The organism is Roseateles rivi (assembly GCF_043555845.1).
Lineage (GTDB): Bacteria > Pseudomonadota > Gammaproteobacteria > Burkholderiales > Burkholderiaceae_C > Roseateles > Roseateles rivi.
In genome coordinates, this window is sequence record NZ_JBIGHZ010000001.1 from 77,638 (window position 1) to 97,950 (window position 20,313).

At 65.6% G+C, this 20,313-nt stretch carries 12 protein-coding genes; 5 read left to right on the forward strand and 7 right to left on the reverse strand.

Features of this window, described 5'->3' with window-relative positions; genetic code table 11:
* The first annotated feature begins 178 nt into the window (after positions 1-178).
* The gene (locus ACG0Z6_RS00300; protein WP_394457735.1) at positions 179-2,062 is read left to right on the forward strand and encodes a potassium transporter Kup; all 1,884 of its coding nucleotides are present in this window, start codon (positions 179-181) and stop codon (positions 2,060-2,062) included.
* Positions 2,063-2,096: 34 nt separating this feature from the next.
* Here ACG0Z6_RS00300 and ACG0Z6_RS00305 read toward each other — a convergent pair whose 3' ends face one another.
* On the reverse strand, positions 2,097-2,864 hold the full coding sequence (locus ACG0Z6_RS00305; protein ID WP_394457736.1) for a class II glutamine amidotransferase: 768 nt from the start codon (positions 2,862-2,864) through the stop codon (positions 2,097-2,099).
* A gap of 173 nt (positions 2,865-3,037) precedes the next feature.
* Between ACG0Z6_RS00305 and ACG0Z6_RS00310 the strand changes: the two genes are divergently transcribed.
* Together ACG0Z6_RS00310 and gshB are read left to right on the forward strand one after the other, a co-directional pair.
* The gene (locus ACG0Z6_RS00310) at positions 3,038-4,222 is read left to right on the forward strand and encodes a benzoate/H(+) symporter BenE family transporter (protein WP_394458786.1); all 1,185 of its coding nucleotides are present in this window, start codon (positions 3,038-3,040) and stop codon (positions 4,220-4,222) included.
* A 54-nt stretch (positions 4,223-4,276) separates the two neighbouring features.
* Complete coding sequence (gene gshB, locus ACG0Z6_RS00315) at positions 4,277-5,257, forward strand: glutathione synthase (protein ID WP_394457738.1); 981 nt, start codon at positions 4,277-4,279, stop codon at positions 5,255-5,257.
* 58 nt (positions 5,258-5,315) lie between these two features.
* Here the strand turns inward: gshB and ACG0Z6_RS00320 are convergent, their stop codons facing one another.
* Positions 5,316-6,614 carry an O-acetylhomoserine aminocarboxypropyltransferase/cysteine synthase family protein gene (locus ACG0Z6_RS00320; RefSeq protein WP_394457740.1) on the reverse strand — a complete coding sequence of 433 codons (1,299 nt, stop codon included), beginning with the start codon at positions 6,612-6,614 and terminating at the stop codon, positions 5,316-5,318.
* Positions 6,615-6,997: 383 nt separating this feature from the next.
* Between ACG0Z6_RS00320 and ACG0Z6_RS00325 the strand changes: the two genes are divergently transcribed.
* Complete coding sequence (locus ACG0Z6_RS00325; protein ID WP_394457742.1) at positions 6,998-7,729, forward strand: PEP-CTERM sorting domain-containing protein; 732 nt, start codon at positions 6,998-7,000, stop codon at positions 7,727-7,729.
* A 24-nt stretch (positions 7,730-7,753) separates the two neighbouring features.
* Here ACG0Z6_RS00325 and ACG0Z6_RS00330 read toward each other — a convergent pair whose 3' ends face one another.
* A complete protein-coding gene (locus ACG0Z6_RS00330; RefSeq protein ID WP_394457744.1) occupies positions 7,754-9,382 on the reverse strand; it encodes a cytochrome P450 in 1,629 nt (542 codons plus the stop codon).
* Between the two features lie 64 nt (positions 9,383-9,446).
* Between ACG0Z6_RS00330 and ACG0Z6_RS00335 the strand changes: the two genes are divergently transcribed.
* Positions 9,447-11,228: a peptide-N4-asparagine amidase gene (locus tag ACG0Z6_RS00335; protein WP_394457745.1), complete on the forward strand. Its 1,782-nt coding sequence runs from the start codon at positions 9,447-9,449 to the stop codon at positions 11,226-11,228.
* Between the two features lie 33 nt (positions 11,229-11,261).
* Here ACG0Z6_RS00335 and glpD read toward each other — a convergent pair whose 3' ends face one another.
* From glpD to ACG0Z6_RS00355, 4 genes are all read right to left on the reverse strand, one after another.
* Entirely contained in the window at positions 11,262-12,815 is a 1,554-nt protein-coding gene (glpD, locus tag ACG0Z6_RS00340; RefSeq protein WP_394457747.1) for a glycerol-3-phosphate dehydrogenase, read from the reverse strand.
* 125 nt (positions 12,816-12,940) lie between these two features.
* Positions 12,941-15,754, reverse strand: a complete 2,814-nt coding sequence (locus ACG0Z6_RS00345; protein WP_394457749.1) for a TonB-dependent receptor — start codon at positions 15,752-15,754, stop codon at positions 12,941-12,943.
* 189 nt (positions 15,755-15,943) lie between these two features.
* Complete coding sequence (locus ACG0Z6_RS00350; RefSeq protein ID WP_394457751.1) at positions 15,944-19,123, reverse strand: ATP-binding protein; 3,180 nt, start codon at positions 19,121-19,123, stop codon at positions 15,944-15,946.
* A 26-nt stretch (positions 19,124-19,149) separates the two neighbouring features.
* Complete coding sequence (locus tag ACG0Z6_RS00355; protein ID WP_394457752.1) at positions 19,150-20,298, reverse strand: response regulator; 1,149 nt, start codon at positions 20,296-20,298, stop codon at positions 19,150-19,152.
* Between the last annotated feature and the right edge of the window lie 15 nt (positions 20,299-20,313).

The following is a 20,313-nucleotide window of genomic DNA, read 5'->3' on the forward strand; positions in this document are numbered from 1 at the left end:
CGCGATGCGGCCCTTTTTTCTTGCCGCTGAGGCCGCGCGTGGACCTGTGCAATCAAGGGGTTCCCCCACAAACAAGAATTGACGCACCGCACAAAAGCGGGCTCACAATACGGGTTTTGGCAACAGGAGGGCCTGGGTGCGCCTTATTGAGGCGGTGGAACCAGCCCTTCGAATCTTTGTGAGTTCAGCTACTTCGCAGCGCAGTTCCACTGCGCTGGCGGCCCTGACTGTGGCGGCCTTGGGCGTGGTGTACGGAGACATCGGCACATCGCCCTTGTATGCCCTCAAGGAAGTGTTCCACGGCGGCCATGTGCCGCTGACACAGGACAACATCCTGGGTGTGCTCTCCCTGCTGTTTTGGACCATGACCATCGTGGTCTCGCTCAAATACGTGCTGCTGATCCTGCGCGCGGACAACAACGGCGAGGGCGGCTTGATCGCCATGCTGGCGCTGGCCACGCAGGCGGTGGCCGACCGGCCGCGCTTGCGCCGGGTGCTCATGCTGGTGGGTCTGTTCGGCACGGCCATTTTCTTTGGCGATGCAGTCATCACCCCCGCCATGACGGTGCTGGGCGCGGTGGAGGGCATTGATGTGTACGCGCCGCAGTACCACGAGTTCATCGTGCCCATCACGCTGCTGGTGCTCACTGGCCTGTTTGCCGTGCAGCGCTTTGGCACCGCCAGTGTGGGCAAGGCTTTTGGTCCGGTAATGCTGCTGTGGTTCACCACGCTGGCGGCCTTGGGCATTCCGCAGATTCTGGGCAACCCCGAGGTGCTGCGCGCGCTCAACCCGGCTTATGCCTTGCAGTTCTGCCTGAACTTTGGCTGGATTGCCTTTGTGGCGCTGGGCGCGGTGGTGCTGGTGGTCACCGGCGGTGAGGCGCTCTACGCGGACCTGGGCCACTTCGGCAAGCAGCCCATTCGCATTGCCTGGTATGGCTTTGTCATGCCGGCGCTGGTGATCAACTACTTCGGCCAGGGTGCGCTCTTGCTGGCCGAGCCTGCGGCCATCAAAAACCCCTTCTACCTGATTGCACCGTCCTGGGCCGAGATTCCGCTGTTCGTGCTGGCCACGCTGGCGGCCATCGTGGCTTCGCAGGCGCTGATCACGGCGGCCTACTCGGTGACCAAGCAGGCCATTCAGCTGGGCATCCTGCCGCGCATGCGCATCATCCACACCTCGGTGCGCGACACGGGGCAGATCTATGTGCCCTTTATCAACTGGATGCTGTTCCTCTTTGTGGTGGTGGCGGTGAGCTTTTTTGGCTCCTCCAGCAAGCTCGCGGCGGCCTATGGCGTGGCGGTGACCATCGACATGACCATCACCACGGTGATGACCTTCTTCGTCATCCGTCACGGCTGGAAGTACCCGTTGGCGCTGTGTGTGGCGGCCACGGGCTTTTTCTTCATCATCGACATCACCTTCCTGGCTTCCAACCTGCTCAAAGTGATGCATGGCGGCTGGTTCCCCTTGCTCATCGGTGTTGGCATGTTCACGTTGATGCTGACCTGGCAGCAGGGGCGGCGCCAGCTCTCGGACAAGCTGCGCGAGGATGCCATCGACCTGGGCAGCTTTTTGGAAGCCGTCTTCATCAACCCACCCACGCGCGTGGCGGGCACGGCGGTGTTCTTGTCGGCTGAATCCGGCGTGACGCCCAACGCCTTGCTGCACAACCTCAAGCACAACAAGGTGCTGCACCAGCAAAACCTGTTCGTGACGGTGCGCCACCATGAGGTGCCTTGGGTGGGCTTTGACAATCGCGTGCAAGTGCAGGCTTTGGGCAATGACTGCTGGCAGATCACCATCCACTTCGGCTTCAAAAACGAGCCGGATGTGCCCGAGGCGCTCAAGCTGCTGGAGCAGCAAGGCGTGCAGTTGGACGAGATGGAAACGAGCTACTTCCTGTCTCGCGACATCGTCATCCCCACCATTGGGTCGGGCATGGCGCTGTGGCGCGAGAAGCTCTTTGCCAGCATGCACCGCAACGCGGCGGCTGCGGCCGACTTCCTGCACCTGCCCACCAACCGCATCGTGGAGCTGGGCTCCAAGGTCGAGATCTGAGTGCCAACGGCCGCCCCGAAGGGGTGGCCGTGTTTCAAGCCAGCTGGCTGACGCTGAGTTGCTCCGGCCGCAGGTGCAGCACCTCGTTGGGGGCCAGCGGCGTCCAGGCCGAGTCGTCACCGTCCAGGGGCTCTGAGGCCACCACCCAGCCCCGACCATGCGCACGGCGGTAGAGCGTGGGTGGGCGGTCGTCGCTGGAGAAGCGAAAAGCCCAGATCTGCTGCCCATCGGCCAGGGCCGCGGCAAAGCGCAGTGGCTGCTGAATTTGCAGCGCGCGCATCATGGCGTGGGTTTCTTGCAGCACCTGCTGGGTGGCGTCGGGGGCACTGCGCCCGGCCTCCATGGCTTGCAGAATCAGCAGGAACAGCAGCTCGGAATCGGTGGCGCCACGGCGGCGCTCGTAGAGGTGGTCGGGCAGGCGCATCTCCATGATGCGCCGCAGCTGCGAGAACCCGCCAATCTGGCCGTTGTGCATGAACATCCAAGGCCCATGCTGAAAGGGGTGGCAGTTCAGCCGCGTGATGCCGCCGCCCGTGGCTGCCCGCACATGCGCAAAAAACAGCGGCGAGCGCACATTGGCGCACAGCGCCAGCAGGTTTTCGTCAGACCAAGCGGGCATGACTTCGCGGTAAATGCCCGGCTGCGGACGGTCGCCATACCAGCCCAGGCCAAAGCCGTCGCCGTTGGTCACGGTTTTGGCTTCCTCGGCGCGCAAGGACTGACGCACCAGGGAGTGGCGTGGCTCGCACACGAGCTCGTCCAAGTACACGGGGTCACCCAGGTAGGCAAGAAATCGACACATGGTTTGAGCTTCGGCACATCTGCAGGAAATCCTAAACCTCACCGTGCCCAGGTGTGTGCCAACTTGTCACGAATGCGCCGCCAGCGCGACAGCCTTGGCACAGCGGCAAGGCCTGGGCGCCCGAGCGTGCGAGGATGGACCTCTGCACTGCCACTGCCCACCACCCCACCATGATGCGATTTCTGCGCCAAAGCTATGCGGACTTGAGCCTCTCCACCGCCGTGGCTGGTTTTGTGGCCGTGCTGGTGGGCTTTACCAGCGCCATTGCTGTGGTGTTCCACGCCGCACAGGCCCTGGGTGCCGATGCCACGCAGCTGGGCTCCTGGCTGTGGGCGCTGGGTGTGGGCACGGGGTTGACCACGCTGGGCCTGTCGCTGTGGACGCGCCAGCCTGTGCTCACCGCTTTTTCCACCCCCGGCGCGGCGCTGATTGCGCAATCGCATGGCCTGAGCATGGCCGAGGGTGTGGGGGCTTTCATGGTGTGCGGGGCGCTGCTGACGCTGGCTGGGCTCACGCGCGGCTTTGAGCGCTTCATGCAGCGCATCCCTCTGGCCCTGGCCTCGGCCTTGCTGGCGGGCGTGTTGGCGCGCTTCTCGCTGGACGCCGTGCTGGCAGTACGCACAGCACCTGTGCTGGTGCTGGGCATGGGGGTGGTGTATGTGCTGGCACGCCGCTGGCTGCCGCGCTGGGCCGTGCCCTTGGTGCTGTTGGCCGGTGTGGCCTTGGCCGCGGCGCAGGGCCTGCTGGGTGGTATGGGTGCGGCCTGGCAGCACAGCCATTGGGGCCTGCCGCAGTTCACCGCGCCGCACTTCAGCGTGGGGGCTGCCGTGGGCCTGGGGCTGCCGCTGTTTCTGGTCACCATGGCTTCGCAAAACCTGCCTGGCGTGGCCGCGCAGCGCGCCTGCGGTTACGACACGCCGGTGTCGGCCTCGCTCAACGCCACGGGCGGCATGACGTTGCTGCTGGCTCCTTTTGGCGGGTTCGCCTTCAATCTGGCGGCCATCACCGCGGCCATCTGCATGGGGCGCGAAGCCCATGAAGACCCGGCACGGCGCTACACCGCAGCGCTGTGCGCGGGCGTGTTCTATCTGGCGGTGGGTTTGAGCGGCGGTTTGGTGGCCGCCTTGCTGCTGGCGGCCCCGCGCGAGTTGGTGGCTGCCGTGGCCGGTCTGGCGCTGCTGGGCACTGTGGCGGGCGCACTGGCCAGCGCACTCAAAGACGAGCACCACCGCGACGCCGCCCTGCTGTGCTTTTTGGTGAGCTTCTCCGGCCTGTCCGTGGCGGGCATAGGCGCCGCCTTTTGGGCCGTGGTGGTGGGCGGCCTGGTGCTGCTGGTGCAAAACTTCAGGCGCGCGTGAGTGCATTTCCATGAGTGACGCTGGCGACCTGAAATTTTTGCGAGACTCAGGCCCATGAAGCTGCTCACCATTGCTGACCCGCTGCACGGGTTCAAGACCTACAAAGACTCCACTTTTGCTATGCTGCGCCAAGCGGCGCGGCGCGGGCATGAGTTGTGGTGCACCGAAGCGCCGGATCTGGCCTGGCGCCATGGCGGGCGGGTGACGGCATTGGCGGCGCGGCGCATTGCGCTCAGCGCGCAAGCGCTGGCCAGCGGCTATGGGCAAAGCGTGGAGCACTGGTTTGAGGTGCAAGAACACGCCGACCTGCCGCTGGCCGAGACCGACGCCGTGCTCATGCGCACCGACCCGCCGTTTGACAGCGAGTTCTTCTACGCCACCCAGCTGCTGAGCCAGGCCCAGCGCGAGGGCGCGCGCGTGTTCAACGACCCCAGCGCGCTGCGTGAGCACCCGGAAAAGCTCGCCATTCTGGAGTTCCCCCAGCACACCGCGCCCACGCTGGTGACGCGCTCGGCCGCGCAGCTGCGCGCTTTTCATGCCGAGCACCACGACGTCATCTTCAAGCCCCTGGACGGCATGGGCGGCATGGGCATCTTCCGCGTCGGGCCCGATGGCATGAACCTCGGGGCCATCATCGAAACGCTCAACCGCGACGGGGCGCAAACCGTGATGGCGCAGCGGCGCATTGCTGAAATCGACCAGGGCGACAAGCGCGTGTTGCTCATCGGCGGCCAGGTCGTGCCCTATGCGCTGGCCCGCATTCCGCAAGGCGGTGAAGTGCGCGGCAACCTCGCCGCCGGTGGCAAGGGCGTGGCCATGCCCATCACCGAGGCGGAGCGCGCCATTGCCGAGCATCTGGCGCCCATCCTGCACGCGCGCGGCTTGATGCTGGTGGGTCTGGATGTGATTGGCGGGCGGCTCACCGAAATCAACGTCACCAGCCCGACCTGCTTCCAGGAAATCGGCCAGCAAACCGGCTGCGATGTGGCCGCACTGTTTGTCGACGCGCTGGAGCGCGCCGTGGCGCAGGCCTGAACCGCGCCACCGCCGCCCCAAAGCCTCGGGCGGCGGTGTGTGTGCTGCAGGGGGGGGCTCAGACCCGCGCCAGCGCGGCGTCCAGATCGGCCAGCAAATCGTCGATGTGCTCAATGCCGATGGACAGGCGCACCGTGTCTTCGCCCACACCGGCGCGGTCCAGCTCCTGCGGTGAGAGCTGGCGGTGCGTGGTGGAGGCCGGGTGGGTGGCCAGCGATTTGGCGTCGCCGATATTGACCAGGCGCGTGAACAGCGCCAAGCCATCGAGGAAGCGCGCACCCGCTTCACGCGTGCTGCCCGTGCCCTGCGCTTTGAGACCGAAGGTCAGCACGCCCGAGGCCTTGCCGCTGAGGTATTTTTTGACCAAGGCATGGTCGGGGTGGTCCTCCAGTCCGGCGTAGTTCACCCAGGCTACTTTGGCGTGCTGCTTGAGGTGCTGGGCCACTTTGAGGGCGTTGTCGCTGATGCGGTCCACGCGCAGCGACAGCGTTTCAATGCCTTGCAGGATGAGGAAGGCGTTGAAGGGCGAGATGGCCGCGCCCGTGTTGCGCAGCGGCACAACGCGGGCGCGCGTGATGAAGGCCGCCGGGCCCGCGGCCTCGGTGTAGACCACGCCGTGGTAGCTCACATCCGGCTCATTGAGGCGCTTGAAGCGCTCTTTGTGCTGAGCCCAGGGGAAGGTGCCGCCATCGATGATGGCGCCGCCCACGGCCACGCCGTGCCCGCCCAGGTATTTGGTCAGCGAGTGCACGACGATGTCGGCCCCGTGCTCGATGGGGCGGCTCAGGTAGGGGCTGGGCACGGTGTTGTCCACGATCAGCGGCACGCCGTGGCGGTGGGCAATCTCGGCGATGCGCGCGATGTCGGTGACATTGCCCTGCGGGTTGCCCAGCGACTCCACAAACACGGCCTTGGTGCGCTCGTTGATGAGGGCCTCAAAGCTGTCGGGCTGGCGGTAGTCGGCGAACTGCGTGGTGATGCCCAGCTGCGGCAGCGTGTGCGCCAGCAGGTTGTAGGTGCCGCCGTAAAGCGCGCTGGAGGCCACGATGTTGTCGCCCGCCTCGGCAATGGTCTGGATGGCGTAGGTCACCGCCGCTTGGCCCGAGGCCACGGCCAGCGCACCCACGCCGCCTTCGAGTGCCGCCAGCCGCGCTTCGAGCACGTCTTGCGTGGGGTTGTTGATGCGCGTGTAGATGTGGCCGGGGGTTTTGAGGTCGAACAAATCGGCGCCGTGCTGGGCGCTGTCAAAGCCGTAGGCCACGGTCTGGTAGATGGGCACGGCCACGGCGCGCGTGGTGGGGTCCAGCGCATAGCCCGCGTGCAGCGAGCGGGTCTCAAACCGCCACTGCGGGTTCAAGGCCGGGCGGGCGGCGCCAGCGGGCGGCGCCAGCGGGTGCGGCGGCCGGGGTGTCGGGGGTGTTGCTCATACAGGCTCCTCGCTCAAGGGTGAGAAAAATGGCTTGCTAGAGCCTTGAGCCTAAAGAGACAGGGCCGCGGCGTGAACTGCGTTCACCTCATGAGCTTGTGCGCAAACCAAGTAGCCGCAGCGGCCCTTCGGTCAGGAGCTGGGGCCGGCTGTCCAGCTTCGAGGGCGCACAGCACCCGCTTTGCGTGACAGCGTGGTTTGAGCTGGTGGGAATTAGGTGGGGAATGAGGAGATTTCAAGCTCCATTACCCAAGCTACGGTTCCCGCATTTGTGACTAATTTCATAGCCTCAATGCAAACCATTCGAGGGTGATATGTTGGCAAATCCCAAGCGAATCCTGCTGAGTGCAGTTGTGGCTGCGGCCTGTGTGGGCGCGGCACAGGCGGACACTTTGTACAACAACGGGCCAGTGGTGGAGGCCTCTGGCTTGTCGATCATGCGCACGCCAAGCACCGTCTTTGGCTTCGGTGCCCAAGCGAGCAGCACCAACAAGGTGGCCGATGACTTCATGGTGTCGGGCACGGGCTGGACCGTGCAGTCCATCGACTTTTACGCCTATCAAACCAATGCCGCGGCATTCCCCTTCACTTCGGTGACGTGGAGCATTCTGTCCGGCGCCTCGCTCGCCTCGGCTGCGGTAGTGGTCTCTGGCACGACGGCGGCCAGCAACGGTGGGCGCGTGGGCTACCGCGTGTCTGAGACGACCCTGACCAACACCCAGCGCGCCATTTACCGCGTGGGCGTGGACATTCCGGACGTGAACCTGGCGGCTGGGTCTTATTGGCTGACCTGGAGTTTGGCGGGCAGCACCAGCCTGACTGGGCCCTGGCAACCTCCCACGGCCGACGGGGTGGTGGGCAACGCCATGCAGTCAATTGGGGGCGCGGCGTTTGTCGGGCTGGTGGATACGGGCACTGGAGCAGGCGTGGAGCTGCCCTTCACGCTCAACGGCGTGGCGGCCGTGCCCGAGCCTTCAACGTTGGCGTTGCTCGCCGCAGGCCTGAGTGTGCTGGGCTTGAACCGTCGCCGTTCGTCCCGGGTCTGAGCTTTAGGCACTCCGACAGTCAGCCTAGGCCCCTGGCCTGGGCTTCCTATTGGGTTGGGTCTGCGGTTGGCGCCGGCTCAGCTGCAAGATCAAGGGCTTGTCGGCTTGCAGGGCGCTTGAGCGCTTGGGCTCGGGGGCTGCGTCGGCACCTTCCGCCACAGGGCTGAGTGCCAAGCGCTGCAGCACCATGGCGGCGACGATGCGCATCACCATCATGGGCAGGTGCTGGCCTGGGCCGATGTGGGAATCCAAGCCAAAGGGCAAGTAGGCCCAGCGCAAGGGCTTGGGGTGCCCCTCCTCCCCCAGAAAGCGTTGCGGCACAAAGGCATCAGGCTGGCGCCACCAGCGCGCGTCGTGGTGCAACACCCAAGGCGTGACGCGCAGCCAATCGCCACGCGCCAGTCGCTGTCCGCCCAGCTCGATGTCGGCGTTGAGCTGGCCCGTCACGAGGGCAGGTACGGGCGGGTGCAGCCGCATGGCCTCATGCAGCGTGGCGTCAATGACGCGCAGCGGGCCCAGCAGCTGGGCGGATGTCGGCGTCTGGTTGCCCAGCACCGACTGCACTTGTGCAAAGGCTTGGGCCTGCGCGCGCGGGTGCTTGGCCATGCACGCCGCCCACCCGCGCAGGGCTGCTGTGATGCTGGCCTGCTGGGCCAGCAGCAGGCCCACGCAGGTCTTGTGCAGGGCGGTGGTGTCCAGGGGCTGCCCCTGGCTGTCTCGCCAGGCCATCAGCCAGGCCAAGATGTCTGAGGGGCGTGTGATGTGGGGCATGCGCTCGCGCCGTTGCAGCCCCGAGCGCACCAGACCGTCCAGGACGCGCAGCCACTGGCGCTGGCGCCGCTGCCAAGGTGTCCACTGCGGCCAGGTGAAAGGCTGTCTCAGATCGAACAGGGCTTGCGCACTGATGCCCTGCACGGCGGTGGCCGCTTGGCGCGGATCGCCATCGCAAATGCCGCTGAAGAGCGCATCCAGCAGCACCTCCATGACCAGCTGATTGATCCAGTCATCCATGCTTGCGGGCCCAGGTAGCAGGCGCGATAGCGCACGCTCTGTGGCCAAGCAGATTGATGGCGCCAGACTCTCCAGCCGCTGGCGGGAGATGCTGTCGCGCAAGCACTGGTGCTGTTCTTGCCAAGCTGTCGCCGCATTGGCAGCTGCCCCTTGGGTGCGTAGGAAGGCTTCGACGGGGTGCTCCCAGCGCAACCGAGAGGGCGCCGGACCGACCACCAGGGCCCGCAGCCAGCGGGGGTGATGCACGTCCCACACGCGCTTGCAAAACACACGGCTGAAGACCAAGTCACCCATTGCGGCGCTGCGCTGGGCCGCGTGCAAGGGGTCGCGGCGCGCGCACGCGCCCAAGCACGGCTGAGTCAAGGGTGCGCGCTTGAGGGGGCGCCCATCGGGGCTTTTGGATGTGGCCAAAGTCATGTGCAGTGTTGTCTGGGGGATGGCTCCGTGCAGTGTCCGGGTCTGGCGTTCGGGCTGTATTGAAAGATTCCGACAAACCCTGGGCCTTGCCACGGCGCGCCATCCCCCCCAATCGCGCGCCAGCTTGTTCAAACCTCTGGGTAGAGGGCGGGTGTGAGCCCTATGTTTTAGGGGGCAAGGCCTAGGGCAAGTCGCGATGCCCATGCTCGACTCGGAGAGAGACATTCGACGCCCATGGTCCACCCCATGGACCGACCAATGTGGCTTGCGCTGCGAGGGAGAGCGACGAATGATCAGAGCAATTGCGCCGAGTTATGGCGCCTTGTGCGCGTTGGTGCTGTGTTTGGCTGCTTGTGGCGGCTCTGATGACAGCGCCAACAACAGCGGGTCCACGCCAACGGCACCGCAAGCGGCGTCTGACGCTGCGGTGCAGGGCATGACGGTGGGTTCCAAAGACACCTTTACCGCCGACCCCACCGTGCCTCGACCCAGCACCACGCCTTGCGAGGTGGTGCTGTTCAAGGGGCAGGAGTTCAAGGATTTCAGCTCCAAGCGCTTTGACTACGCGCCGCCCGCCGCTTGCGCCGGGCCTTGGGCCAAGGTGGTGCTGGAGGCCGACTTCAGCAGCACCATGGGGCGCCAGTACGACCGCTCGGCCCACATCTCCATCAACGGCGTCAACCTCTACACGGGCACCACGCAAGAGCCTTCGGCCGATGTGGCGCCCACCTGGCATGTGCAGCGCGACGTCACCGAATACAGCCAGGTGCTGCGCAACGCGGCAGTGGGCTATGTGGATTTGGACAACCTCTTTGACAACACCTACACGGGCTTGTTGACGGGCAGTGCGCGGCTGAAGTTCTACCCCGCCAGCGCCACCGAGCCGGCCCTGCCGGCGGCGCAGGTCGTGTGGGGTTTTAGCGCGGGGGCCAATGGGCGCCCGATACAAATCAGCTCAGGCAATCCACTGGCCAAACGCACACTGGAGTTGCCGCGCAATATGGTGCGCGTCTACTTGGACGTGATTCCTCAAGGTCAATCAGGCGAGGAGTTCTGGTTCTCCTGCGTGACCGACCGACTCAAGACCATTTTGGACAGTTGCGGTGGTACGGCCTTGCGCGAGCTGGTGGTGCAAATCGATGGGCAAACTGTGGGCGTGGCGCCGGTCTACCCCTGGATTTTTACTGGGGGCATGAACCCCGCGCTGTGGCGCTCCATCCCCTCTGTGCAGGCCTTCAACCTTCTGCCCTACCGTCTGGATCTTTCGCCCTTTGCTGGCCTGCTCAACGACGGCAAGTCGCATGAGTTCAGCTTCAGCGTGCCGGGCTCGACCAGCTACTTTGCCGTGCTGGGTGTGCTGCTGGGCTATACCGATGCTGCCAGCACCGTGGTCAGCGGTGGCGTTATCAGCAACACCGCTGCTGATGCGGCCAAGGTGGGCGTGGACGATCAAATCAAAGGCAACAACAGCAGCGAAGCCACGGGCAGCCTGAGCATGGGGGCGCAGCGCAGCTACAGCACCAGCGGCTACATCGTGTCCTCCAAAGGGCGCGAGGAGCTCAGCACCAGCTACAGCATGAGCTTTTCCAACCTTCAGACCTACACCGAGAGCACGCAGAACTACACCCAGAACACCCGAGTCAGCACCACCTCCACGGCGCAGCTGGGCGGGGTGACCCACACCGTGCAGCGCAACTACAGCTACCCGTTGGTGGTGGACTTGAAGGTGGATGCGGATGGCAAATATGAGTGGAAGACCGATATTGGTTTTACCGAAGCGCTGCTGCGCCAAGACAGCAAGGGTGGCAGCTTTGCCTCCAGCGTGCAGAGTGAGGTCAGCACCTACTCCTACGTGCCGCTCAAACCCGAAGGCAAGCTGCGCCGCGCTGCGCACAACTACTTCTACACCGACACGGCCGGCGGCTGCTTCAAGCGCAAAGTCACCAGCGAGCAGTTGGCTCTGACCTCGGCGGTTGACGCCGCGCAGTGCGGCGGCGCGGGCAGCCTGGCGCGCATGCCCTACAGCACCTCGCCCCAGGGTGGTTGGGTGGGTGGTGCACTGGGGTGGTGAGCTTGCGCTGAGCGGCCCTGGGGCCAGCGCCGCTCAGGCAAACCAGCGCTGCACGTTGTGGCGCTGCTGGGCGTTGTAGCGCAGCCCCAGCTTGGTGCGGCGCCACAGCACATCGTCGGCGCTGCGCGCCCATTCCTCGTCGCGCAGGTAGTGCAGTTCGCGTTCGTAGAGGCCCGGCGCCACGGCGCTGCCCAGGTCAGAGAGTGTTTCAGCCAGCCCCAACACCATGGGCACGCGCGAGCCATAGCGCCGCGCCAAGCGGCGCATGGAGTCGCCGTCCATAAAGGGGTAGCGCTGATTGAGTGCGCGCACCAGCTGTTCGAAAGCTTGTTGGGGGTCGCTGCTGGCCAACGCGGGGTTGACCCAGGCAGAGAAGTCGCCCCCAGGGAGATGCGCATGCGTCGTCCAGGCCAGGCGCGATTCACCCAGCACGGGGCCCAGCAGATTGGCGGCCTTCTCGGCCAAGTGGCGGTAGGTGCACAGCCGCCCACCCCAGACCTGCAGCAGCGCGGGGCCGCTGCGGCTGAGCTCCAGCTGTCCGTTTTGGGCGCTGCCACCAAGTTCGACCGGCATGGGGCGAAGGGCAGCGAAGTGCCACACCACATCGCTGGGGGTCAGGCATTGGTGCAGGTGTCGACTGGCTTCACGGCACAGCGTGTCGACGTCCTCAGCGCTGGCCGCCGTGGGGTGCTCCAGCGCTGCAGCACCGACCTCGACTTGCGTGCTGCCAATGAGCGTGTAGCGGTGTTCATAGGGCAGAGCAAACAGCGCCTGGCCCTGGCCTGCGGGCCAGAGGTAGGCGTGCTCATGCTCGTGAATGCGTGGCACCACGATATGGCTGCTGCGCACCAGGCGCGGTGCGGCGCGGGTATGGCCCAACACGTGGTTGCTGAACTGATGGGCCCAGGCTCCGGTGGCGTTGACCAGCACGCGGGCGCGTTGCCGCAGTGGGCCCTGCGCCGTGTCCAGGCTGACCGCCCAGCAGGGCGTCGCCCCATCGGTGCAGGGTCTTGCGGCCTGCACCCGCGTGTGGGGCAACACGCGAGCGCCTTTGTTGCGTGCATCCAGGGCGTTGAGCAAGACCAAGCGGGCATCGTCCGCCCAGACGTCGGAGTAGGCAAAAGCGTTTTGCAGCGCTGCGGGCAGGGGCTGCTTGGCAACATGACCACGCAGGGCCAGCCGCTCGTGGCGAGGCAGCGCATTGCCTGGCGCCAAGTGGTCGTGCAGCAGCAGGTCCAGGCGCAGCCGCCACGCCGGGGGGCTGGTTGGCTCCAGTGGCAACACAAAGCGCAGCGGCCAGACAATGTGCGGGGCACTGTGCAGCAGCAGCTCGCCTTCACGCAAAGCCTTGCGAATCTCGCGCAAGGGGCTCTGGTTGAGTTCGAGCAGGCCGCCGTGGATGAGCTTGGAGGTGGCACAGGAGCTCTGTGCGCCCAAGTCCCCGGCCTCGGCCAGGAGCACCCGCCAGCCGCGCCCGGCCAAGTCCCGCGCAATGCCGCAGCCGTTGAGCCCACCGCCCACCACGAGCACGTCCCACAAGGCGTTGTCGGCGGGCAAGTCGGGGTCAAAGGCTGAGTGAAGTGGCACGGCAACGCGGTCGCAGTGGGTGTCGCGGCAGTGTAGGCGTGGTGCGGGCAAAACCAGCGCCTCAGCCGCCATGAAAAACCGCCCCGGGGGGCGGTTGTGTTGCGTTGAGAACAGTGCTGGGACGATTACTTGAACTGATAGCTCAGGCCAGCGTACCAGTAGCGTCCACGCGGGTCGGCAAACGAGGCTGCGTAACCCGAGGCATGCGAGCCGTAGGACGACGAGGCCACATAGGGCGGCTCCTCGTTGAAGAGGTTGCGCACGCCGATGCGCAGCGTCGTGTTCTTGAAGCCCCGGTAGGCCATGGACATGTTCACCCGCTGGGTGCTGGCCACGGCATGAGGCTCTGCCACACCGATGTTGGCGTCCACTGACTCGGCCGACTCTACCCAGCCACGCACATAGGTGTGCTCCAGCACCAGGCTCAGGTCTTTGAGCTGCCACTCCGCACTGGCGGTGTGCATCCAGCGCGGCACGGGAGCCAAGGTGCTGTCGCCACCGGTGCCTGCAAAGCTGCCGAAGGGGCCACCCGCGTACTTTTGCGAGTCGTACTGCGCCACATAGGTGCCGGCGTAGCCGAGGTTGAGTCGGCCCGCGTTGCCCAGGTTCAGGCGCCCGCGCACATCCAGGTCCACCCCCGAGGTACGCAGCTCGCCGAGGTTGTCCACGGGCGTGTCGACGAAGAGGACGAAGCCGTCGGCATTGCGGTGCACACGGCTCTTGAAGCGGCTGTAGAGCTCAGGCGTTTGCAGCAGGGTGTTGGCGGCGATCACACCGATCTGGTCGCGTTTGGCGATGCGCCAGTAGTCCACCGCCACCGAGAGGTTGGCGCTGGGCTCGATGACAGCGCCCAGCGAGAACTGGCGGCTCTTCTCCGGCTTCAGGCCCGACGCAGCGGCCGAACGCGTGGGCAGCTGCGTGGCGCAGCGGCCTTCCACTTCGCTGGGGTCTGGGCATTCCGGATCGTTCACCGAGTCGGCGGTGTTGGAGAAGGAGGGCGGCGAGTTCACATCCCACAGCGTCGGGGCACGGAAGCCCGTACCAGCAGCGGCGCGCAGCAGCAGCTCGCGCATGGGTTGGAAGCGCAGCGAAGCACGGGGGTTGAAGGTCGAGCCGAAGTCGCTGTAGTGGTCAAAGCGCGCGGCCAGGCTGGCTTCCCAGCCCTTGGCAAAAGGCATGGAGAGTTCGCTGAACACGGCCTTCACGGTGCGCGAGGCCTTGGTGGCGGGCACCGAGCCTTCACCGCCGATGTGGTTGCCCGCGGCGTAGTCGGCGTTCAGTGGCTTGTCGTCGGCGCTCTCGCGGCGCAGGTCGACGCCAGCAGCCAGGGCCATGGCACCGCCGCGCATGGCCATGAGCTCGCGGCTGACCTTGAAGTCAAACGCCGTGGTGGTGCTGGAGGACTTGCGCATATCGCCCTCCATGGCGGCATAGCGCCACAGCTCGGCGTCCTTGGCATCACCCGGCCCAAAGGGGTTGAGATTGCCGGTCTTGAGCGCTTCCAGGAAACGCGCTTCTTGCACATAGCCCTTGTAGTTGAGCAGGCCTTGGGCGCGCGAGACATTCAGCGCTGTGTCGTAGTCCCAGCCTGAGAGCTGCCCTGTGGCACCCACCACCAGGCGCTGCTGCGTGTTGGTGTTGTCGTTGATGCGATTGCCCGCCGGGATGGCGCGCAGCGCCACCTCGGCAAAGCCGTCACCGTCGTTGTCGTAGCCGCGGTATTGCAGGATGCGGTTGCCGTCTTTGTCCAGCACCGGAGCGCCGTTAGCGTCGGTCTTGTAGACGTTCTTGGCGCCAATGCCCATCTGCGTGAGCAGGGCCAGCGGGAAGTACTTGCTGGAGACGGGCATGAGCACCGGCTCGAAGTCGAACTTCTGCGCGTTGAAGGGACCAAAGCCGTAGCGAATGGGCGTGGGTGCAATGCGCCCAATGCTGTGCGAGCGGGCGAAGGAGCCCTCGGCAAAGAGCTGGTGGTCTTTGTTGAGGTTCAGCGTCAGGCGGCCGAAAAGGTCGCCCTTGTCTTGGTCGGGCAGGTTGTCCAGCGTGGCCGCGTAGATGAAGCGGCAGCGGCGGATGGAGGTGCCGTTGGGGCTGACTGCACCGGTGTCCACCACAAAGGAGGTGCCGTTGCCGCAGCTGGTGTAGTTGGCGCCGGGATTGAGCTCGGGGTAGGCGCCGGGGGCAATCAGGCTTTCGATATAGCCGGGGAAGGGTGCGCTGGAGGACGGCGGTGCCGAGCCTGGCACCTCTTGCACGCCACGGTTGTAGAACTGCTGGTCCACCGCGCGCAGCCGGGTGTTTTTCTGCACATTGGCCGTGAGCAGCACGTTGAAGCCCTGGCTGGCGAGGTCGCCAAAGCCCAGAGCCAGGGAGGCGCCTTTTTCGGCACCGCCGATATTGGCCTCGGTGTTGCCGTAGCGCAGCGAGACCTCGCCACTGCGGTAGTCCTTACGTGTGATGAAGTTGATCACGCCGCCCACGGCGTCGGTGCCGTACACGGCCGAGGCGCCATCGCGCAGCACCTCAATGCGCTCAATGGCGGCGAAGGGGATGCTGTTGAGGTCCACCGAGGCCGAGCCGCCGATGGAACCAAAGGGGTGGTTGGCCAGGCGGCGGCCGTTGAGCAGCACCAGCGTGGAGTTGGCACCCAGACCGCGCAGGTTGGCGTTGGAGGTGGCGTAGCCCGCACCTTGCGTGGTGTCGCTGAACATCGCGCTGTTGGCCGACAGGCGCTTGAGCACCTCTTCGGTGCTGGTGGCGCCGGTTTTTTCAATCTGTTCGCGCGTCACCACGGTGACGGGCAGGGCGGTCTCAGACTCCAGCCGCTTGATCGAGGAGCCCGTGACAGTGACTTTGTCCAGCGTCGTGTTCTGAGCCAAGGCTTGACTGCCGGCCAGCGCGCACAACGCCAGCGTCATGGCTTGTGAGAATCGATTCATTGAATGCATAAATGTCACTCCGGGAAATGCAGATACAGGCCGTCAACCGCTGCGGCCTTTGCGCTTAGGGACTGTCACGGCCTCCAGCGAGTACGGGGCTCAGGCCCTTCCCGCGGTGTTGCGGGAAAGCCACCCTGCATGCGAGGTGGCTTTTGGGGGGGAGGGGGGCACGTGTGCTGGTGAGTGGGGCTATTCCAGCCACACGGCCAGGGCTGCCAGGGCCTGCGCCAAGGCGGTGTTGAGCGAGGCACAACCCGCTTGGAGCTCGTCCGCACCTGCGCTTTGCAGTGCCAGCCCTTCGAGCTCGGCAGCTCGCGCGGCAATGCCGCTCAGGCCCAGGTTGCCGCTCATTCCCTTGATTTTGTGGGCAGCACTCTTGAGGGCGGTACTGCTCTCGGCCAAGGCGTCCTGCAGCAGCTTGTCGTGCTCAAGGTATTGCTGGTGGAAGGACTTGAGCAGCTTGCGCAGCAAGGGGGCCTGGTTGGCGCAGCGTGCCAGCGCGGCGGGGAAATCGCTCTCGGGGATGTTCGGCCAGCCCGTGCTGTCGGCCGCTGCAGGGGCTGGCCTCGGCGCAGGTGCTGGAGGAGGGGGCAGCGCTGTGGTGCTTGCAGCGGGCTGGGGCGCTGGCAGGCTTGCTGGCGCTGGCGCTGGCGGTGGCGGTGGCGGTGGCGGTGGCGGTGGCGGTGGCGGTGGCGTGGCATGCAGCGGGCGGCGGGGCAGGTCGCGCGTTTCCGCCAGGATGACGCGCAGCAGCTCCGGCGGGTCCACGGGCTTGGTGACGTGGGCACGCATGCCGGCGTCCAGGCAGCGCAAGCGCTCCTCGGGCAGGGCGTGCGCGGTCAGGGCAATGATGCGCAGCTGGGGCGCCATCTCGTGCAGGCGGCGCGTGGTTTCGTAGCCGTCCATCTCAGGCATTTGCACATCCATCAACACCAGGTCGTAGGCGCCAGCGCCTGCGGCTTGCACCTTGGCCAGGGTGGAGGGGCCGCCATCGGCGCACTCCACGCTGGCGCCCATGCTCACCAGCAGGTCGTTGAGGATTTCGCGGTTGATGTCCACGTCGTCCGTCACCAGCAGGTGCAGCCCGGCCAAGATGTCGGTGGTGCTTTGCGCGGGGTCGGCGGTGCTGACCATCACTTCCGCATCGGCCACGCGGTAGGGCACTTCCAGCGTGAAGCAAGAGCCTTGGCCCAAGGTGCTGCTGACTTGCAAATCCCCCCCCATGGCCAGCGCCAGCTGGCGGCTGATGCTCAGGCCCAGGCCCGTGCCGCCAAAGCGCCGCGTGGTGGAGCTGTCGGCTTGCTCGAAGGCGTTGAACACACGCGAAATCTGCTCGGGGGCAATGCCCACACCGGTGTCCTGGACGGCAAAACGCAGGGTCTGCTCTTCCAGGTGCACGCTGAGCGTGACATGTCCTTGGTTGGTGAACTTGATGGCATTGCCCAGCAGGTTGAGCAGCACTTGGCTGACGCGCAGCGAATCGAGCTGCACCCAATCGGCGGGGCCTGCGGTGTTGACGCGCAGCGCCAGATTTTTGCTGGCGGCGCGCTCGGCCATGAGGTCGGTCACGTCTTTGAGCAAATGGCTGAGCTTGCAGGGCCGCAACTCCAGCTCGAGCTTGCCACTTTCGATCTTGGCGTAGTCCAGGATGTCGTTGATGACGCCCAGCAGATGCCGCCCAGCGTTTTGAATGCGCTCAAAGCTGCTGCGTGCCACCAAGGGGTCTTGTGCCTTTTTGGCGCCCATGCGCGCCAGGCCCAGCACGGCGTTGAGCGGGGTGCGGATTTCGTGGCTCATATTGGCCAGGAAGTCGCTCTTGGCGCGGGCCAGGTTTTCGGCGCCGTCTTTGGCGCGCGAGAGCTCGCGCTGCAGGTGCTTGAGCGAGGACACATCGGTGCCCAGGTTCAAGAGCGCATAGGCCTTTTGTTGCTCGTCCAGCAGCGGCACGGTGGTGACCAGGTAGTCGTGCAGACCTGACTGGGGGTGGCGGATTTGCTGCTCCAGCGTGAGCTGGGCCTCGCCGCCGAGCACACGGTGGTCGGCATCGCGCATGGCGTGGGCCTGTTCGGGCGAGAGCACCTCGGCCGCTTCGCGCCCCAACAGCGTGAGGCGGTCCAGGCCGCAGGCTTGCTCGAATTGGCGGTTGACCATCAGGTAGCGGCCGTTGATGTCGCGGATGCTCAGCGTGATGGGCAGAGCTTCGATGATGGCGCGCATGCGCTGCTGTTCTGCGGTGAGCTCGGCCGTGCGCCAACGCACCTCGTCCTCCAGCCGCATGCGATGCAGGCGCAGCTCGTTCTCGGCTTGCACGCGCCCGGTGATGTTGTGTGCAAAGACCACCAGCACTTGGTCAGCAGCCAGTTGCGTGCGCAGCAGCTTGACGTCCCACCACATGGTCTCGCCCTGGCGGCTGCGTGTCTGCCATTGGAAGTACTGCGCTTGGCTGGAGTCGGCTTTGCGCGCCCAGTCGCGCACCTGCTGGGTGTTGTAGTCCTCGCTGGGGCACAGCAGTTCGGGCGTGAGCTCGTCCAGTGTGGCGCAGCCATGGGCTTGCAGCGTCAGAGGGTTGCTGTAGATCAGCCGCAGCTTGCCGGGCTCCAGAATCAACACGCTGGTGTGCGCGCTGTCCAGCAGCGTGCGCCAGCGCGTTTCGCTGGCCTGCAGGGCCTCGGCGGCGCTGCGCTGTGCCAGCAGGGCGTCGTGCAGCGTTTCGCGCGAGGCATGCAGCCCCAAGGTCACCCCCCAGAACATGGCCGAGTAGCGCATCACCAGCCAGCCCAGCAATGAGCCGCAGGCTGCGTAAACGATGATGTGAGCGCTCAGCGGCGACACATGAAGGGATTCGTTCTCCGGCAGCCAGCCCGCCCACTGCGCCACGCCCAATAGCGCAAAGCCCCCCACCGAAGCTGCGGTGACGTAGGTGGAGGCCTTGCGCCCGACCATGAAGCCGGTCATGACAATCATCAGCAGCACGCCGGGCATGGTGGCTGAGCGCAGGCCCAAACCGTAATACCAGGCAAAGCCAAACAGTGCCACCAGCGTGATGCATACAAAGAATAGGGCCCCATAGGGCACGCCCCTGCGACGCGCCACCCACAGCGAGGCCATGGCCGTCAGCAAGATGGCCACGCTGGTGCCCATGCGCTCGAGCCGGTAGAGCCAGTCGCCCTGGATCAACCACAGCTGGCTGAGCAGGTGCAAGGCGGCAAAACCCATGATGGACAGCCACAGGCCGCGCGCGGCGTGGAAGATGGCCTGGTCCAGACGCAGGCGAACCGCGTCCAGGCTGATGGACTCGGGCGCAGAGGGCGCATCAAACAGCGAGTCTTGCGCCGCCGAGGGCGGGGTCGAGTGGGGTACAGCGGGCATGGCGTGTGAGCTCCTGCAGCCGGGGTTTAGACGTGCTGCTTGAGCTTGGTGATGATGCGGCTGAGGAAGTGCTCGATCTCCGAGCTCTTGCCCAGCACCGTCATCACCGATTCCATATGGGTGCGCACGATATAGGCCAGGTGCTCCTCCTGCGACTGCGTCAGGCCCAGGTGCAAAAAGCTGTCTTCGATTTGCTGCTTGAGCTCCTCGAACAAGGTGCGCACCTCGCCGAGCTGCGCTTGGTTGCGCTTGGCGATGTCGGTGAGGGCCTCGGTGGTCATGCTCACGAGATGGCGCACATCGGCCAAGTCGCGCGCCGTCATGGCGCTCTCCAGCGCGGCCATCTTGGCCACGGCACCCTCGATGAGCAGGGCCACGTTGTCAATGGCGCGACCCATGCGCTCTGACTCGGCCCGGTCCATGCCCTCGCGCGACATGCGCAGATTGCGCACAAACAGCACCACGCTGCCGTAGCTAAATCCCGTGTGCGGACCCAGGGGCTGGATGCAGGCCCCCTCGGTCTGGGCTTGCAGATGGTCCAAGATGGACTGCTCCAGCGCGGTGCAAGGGCCCTTGATGTTGGTGCTGGTCTCGCCCCTGGCGCTGCGCAGGCGGATGCAGCCATCGAGGTTGTAGCGTTGCAGCGATTCGTGCAGCGCCCGTGCCAGCGCATCGGTGTCCGTGCAGCGCGAGAGCTGGCGCTGGAACTCCAGCACCACGCCAGCCTCGCCCACCATATCGGCCGAGACGAGCACTGCGTTCATGACTTCATCGAGCTGCCCGGCCATCTCGCGTTGGCGCTCGCGGATGGCCAGCACGCGTCGGATCTTGGCCAGCAGCTCGGGCGGGTCAAAGGGCTTGGGCAGGTAGTCTTCGCCACCAACCTCGTAGCCGCGCAAGCGCTCGTCCACGTGCAGCCGCGCCGAGTGGAAAATCACCGGCAGTTGGTCGCCCCCGGGCAGGGCTTTGAGTTGGCGGCAGGTTTCGTAGCCGTCCATGCCGGGCATGTCCACGTCCAGCAGCACCAAGGCATAGGACTGCTCTTGGCAGCGTTGCACTGCGGCTTCGCCGCTGACCACACTCTCGGGCTGGAATTCACCTTCGAGTGTGGCTTTGAGCATCTCCAGCGTCAGCTCGTCGTCGTCGACCAGAAGAATCCGGGGCGTTTCGTTCATCGTGACCTCCCATAC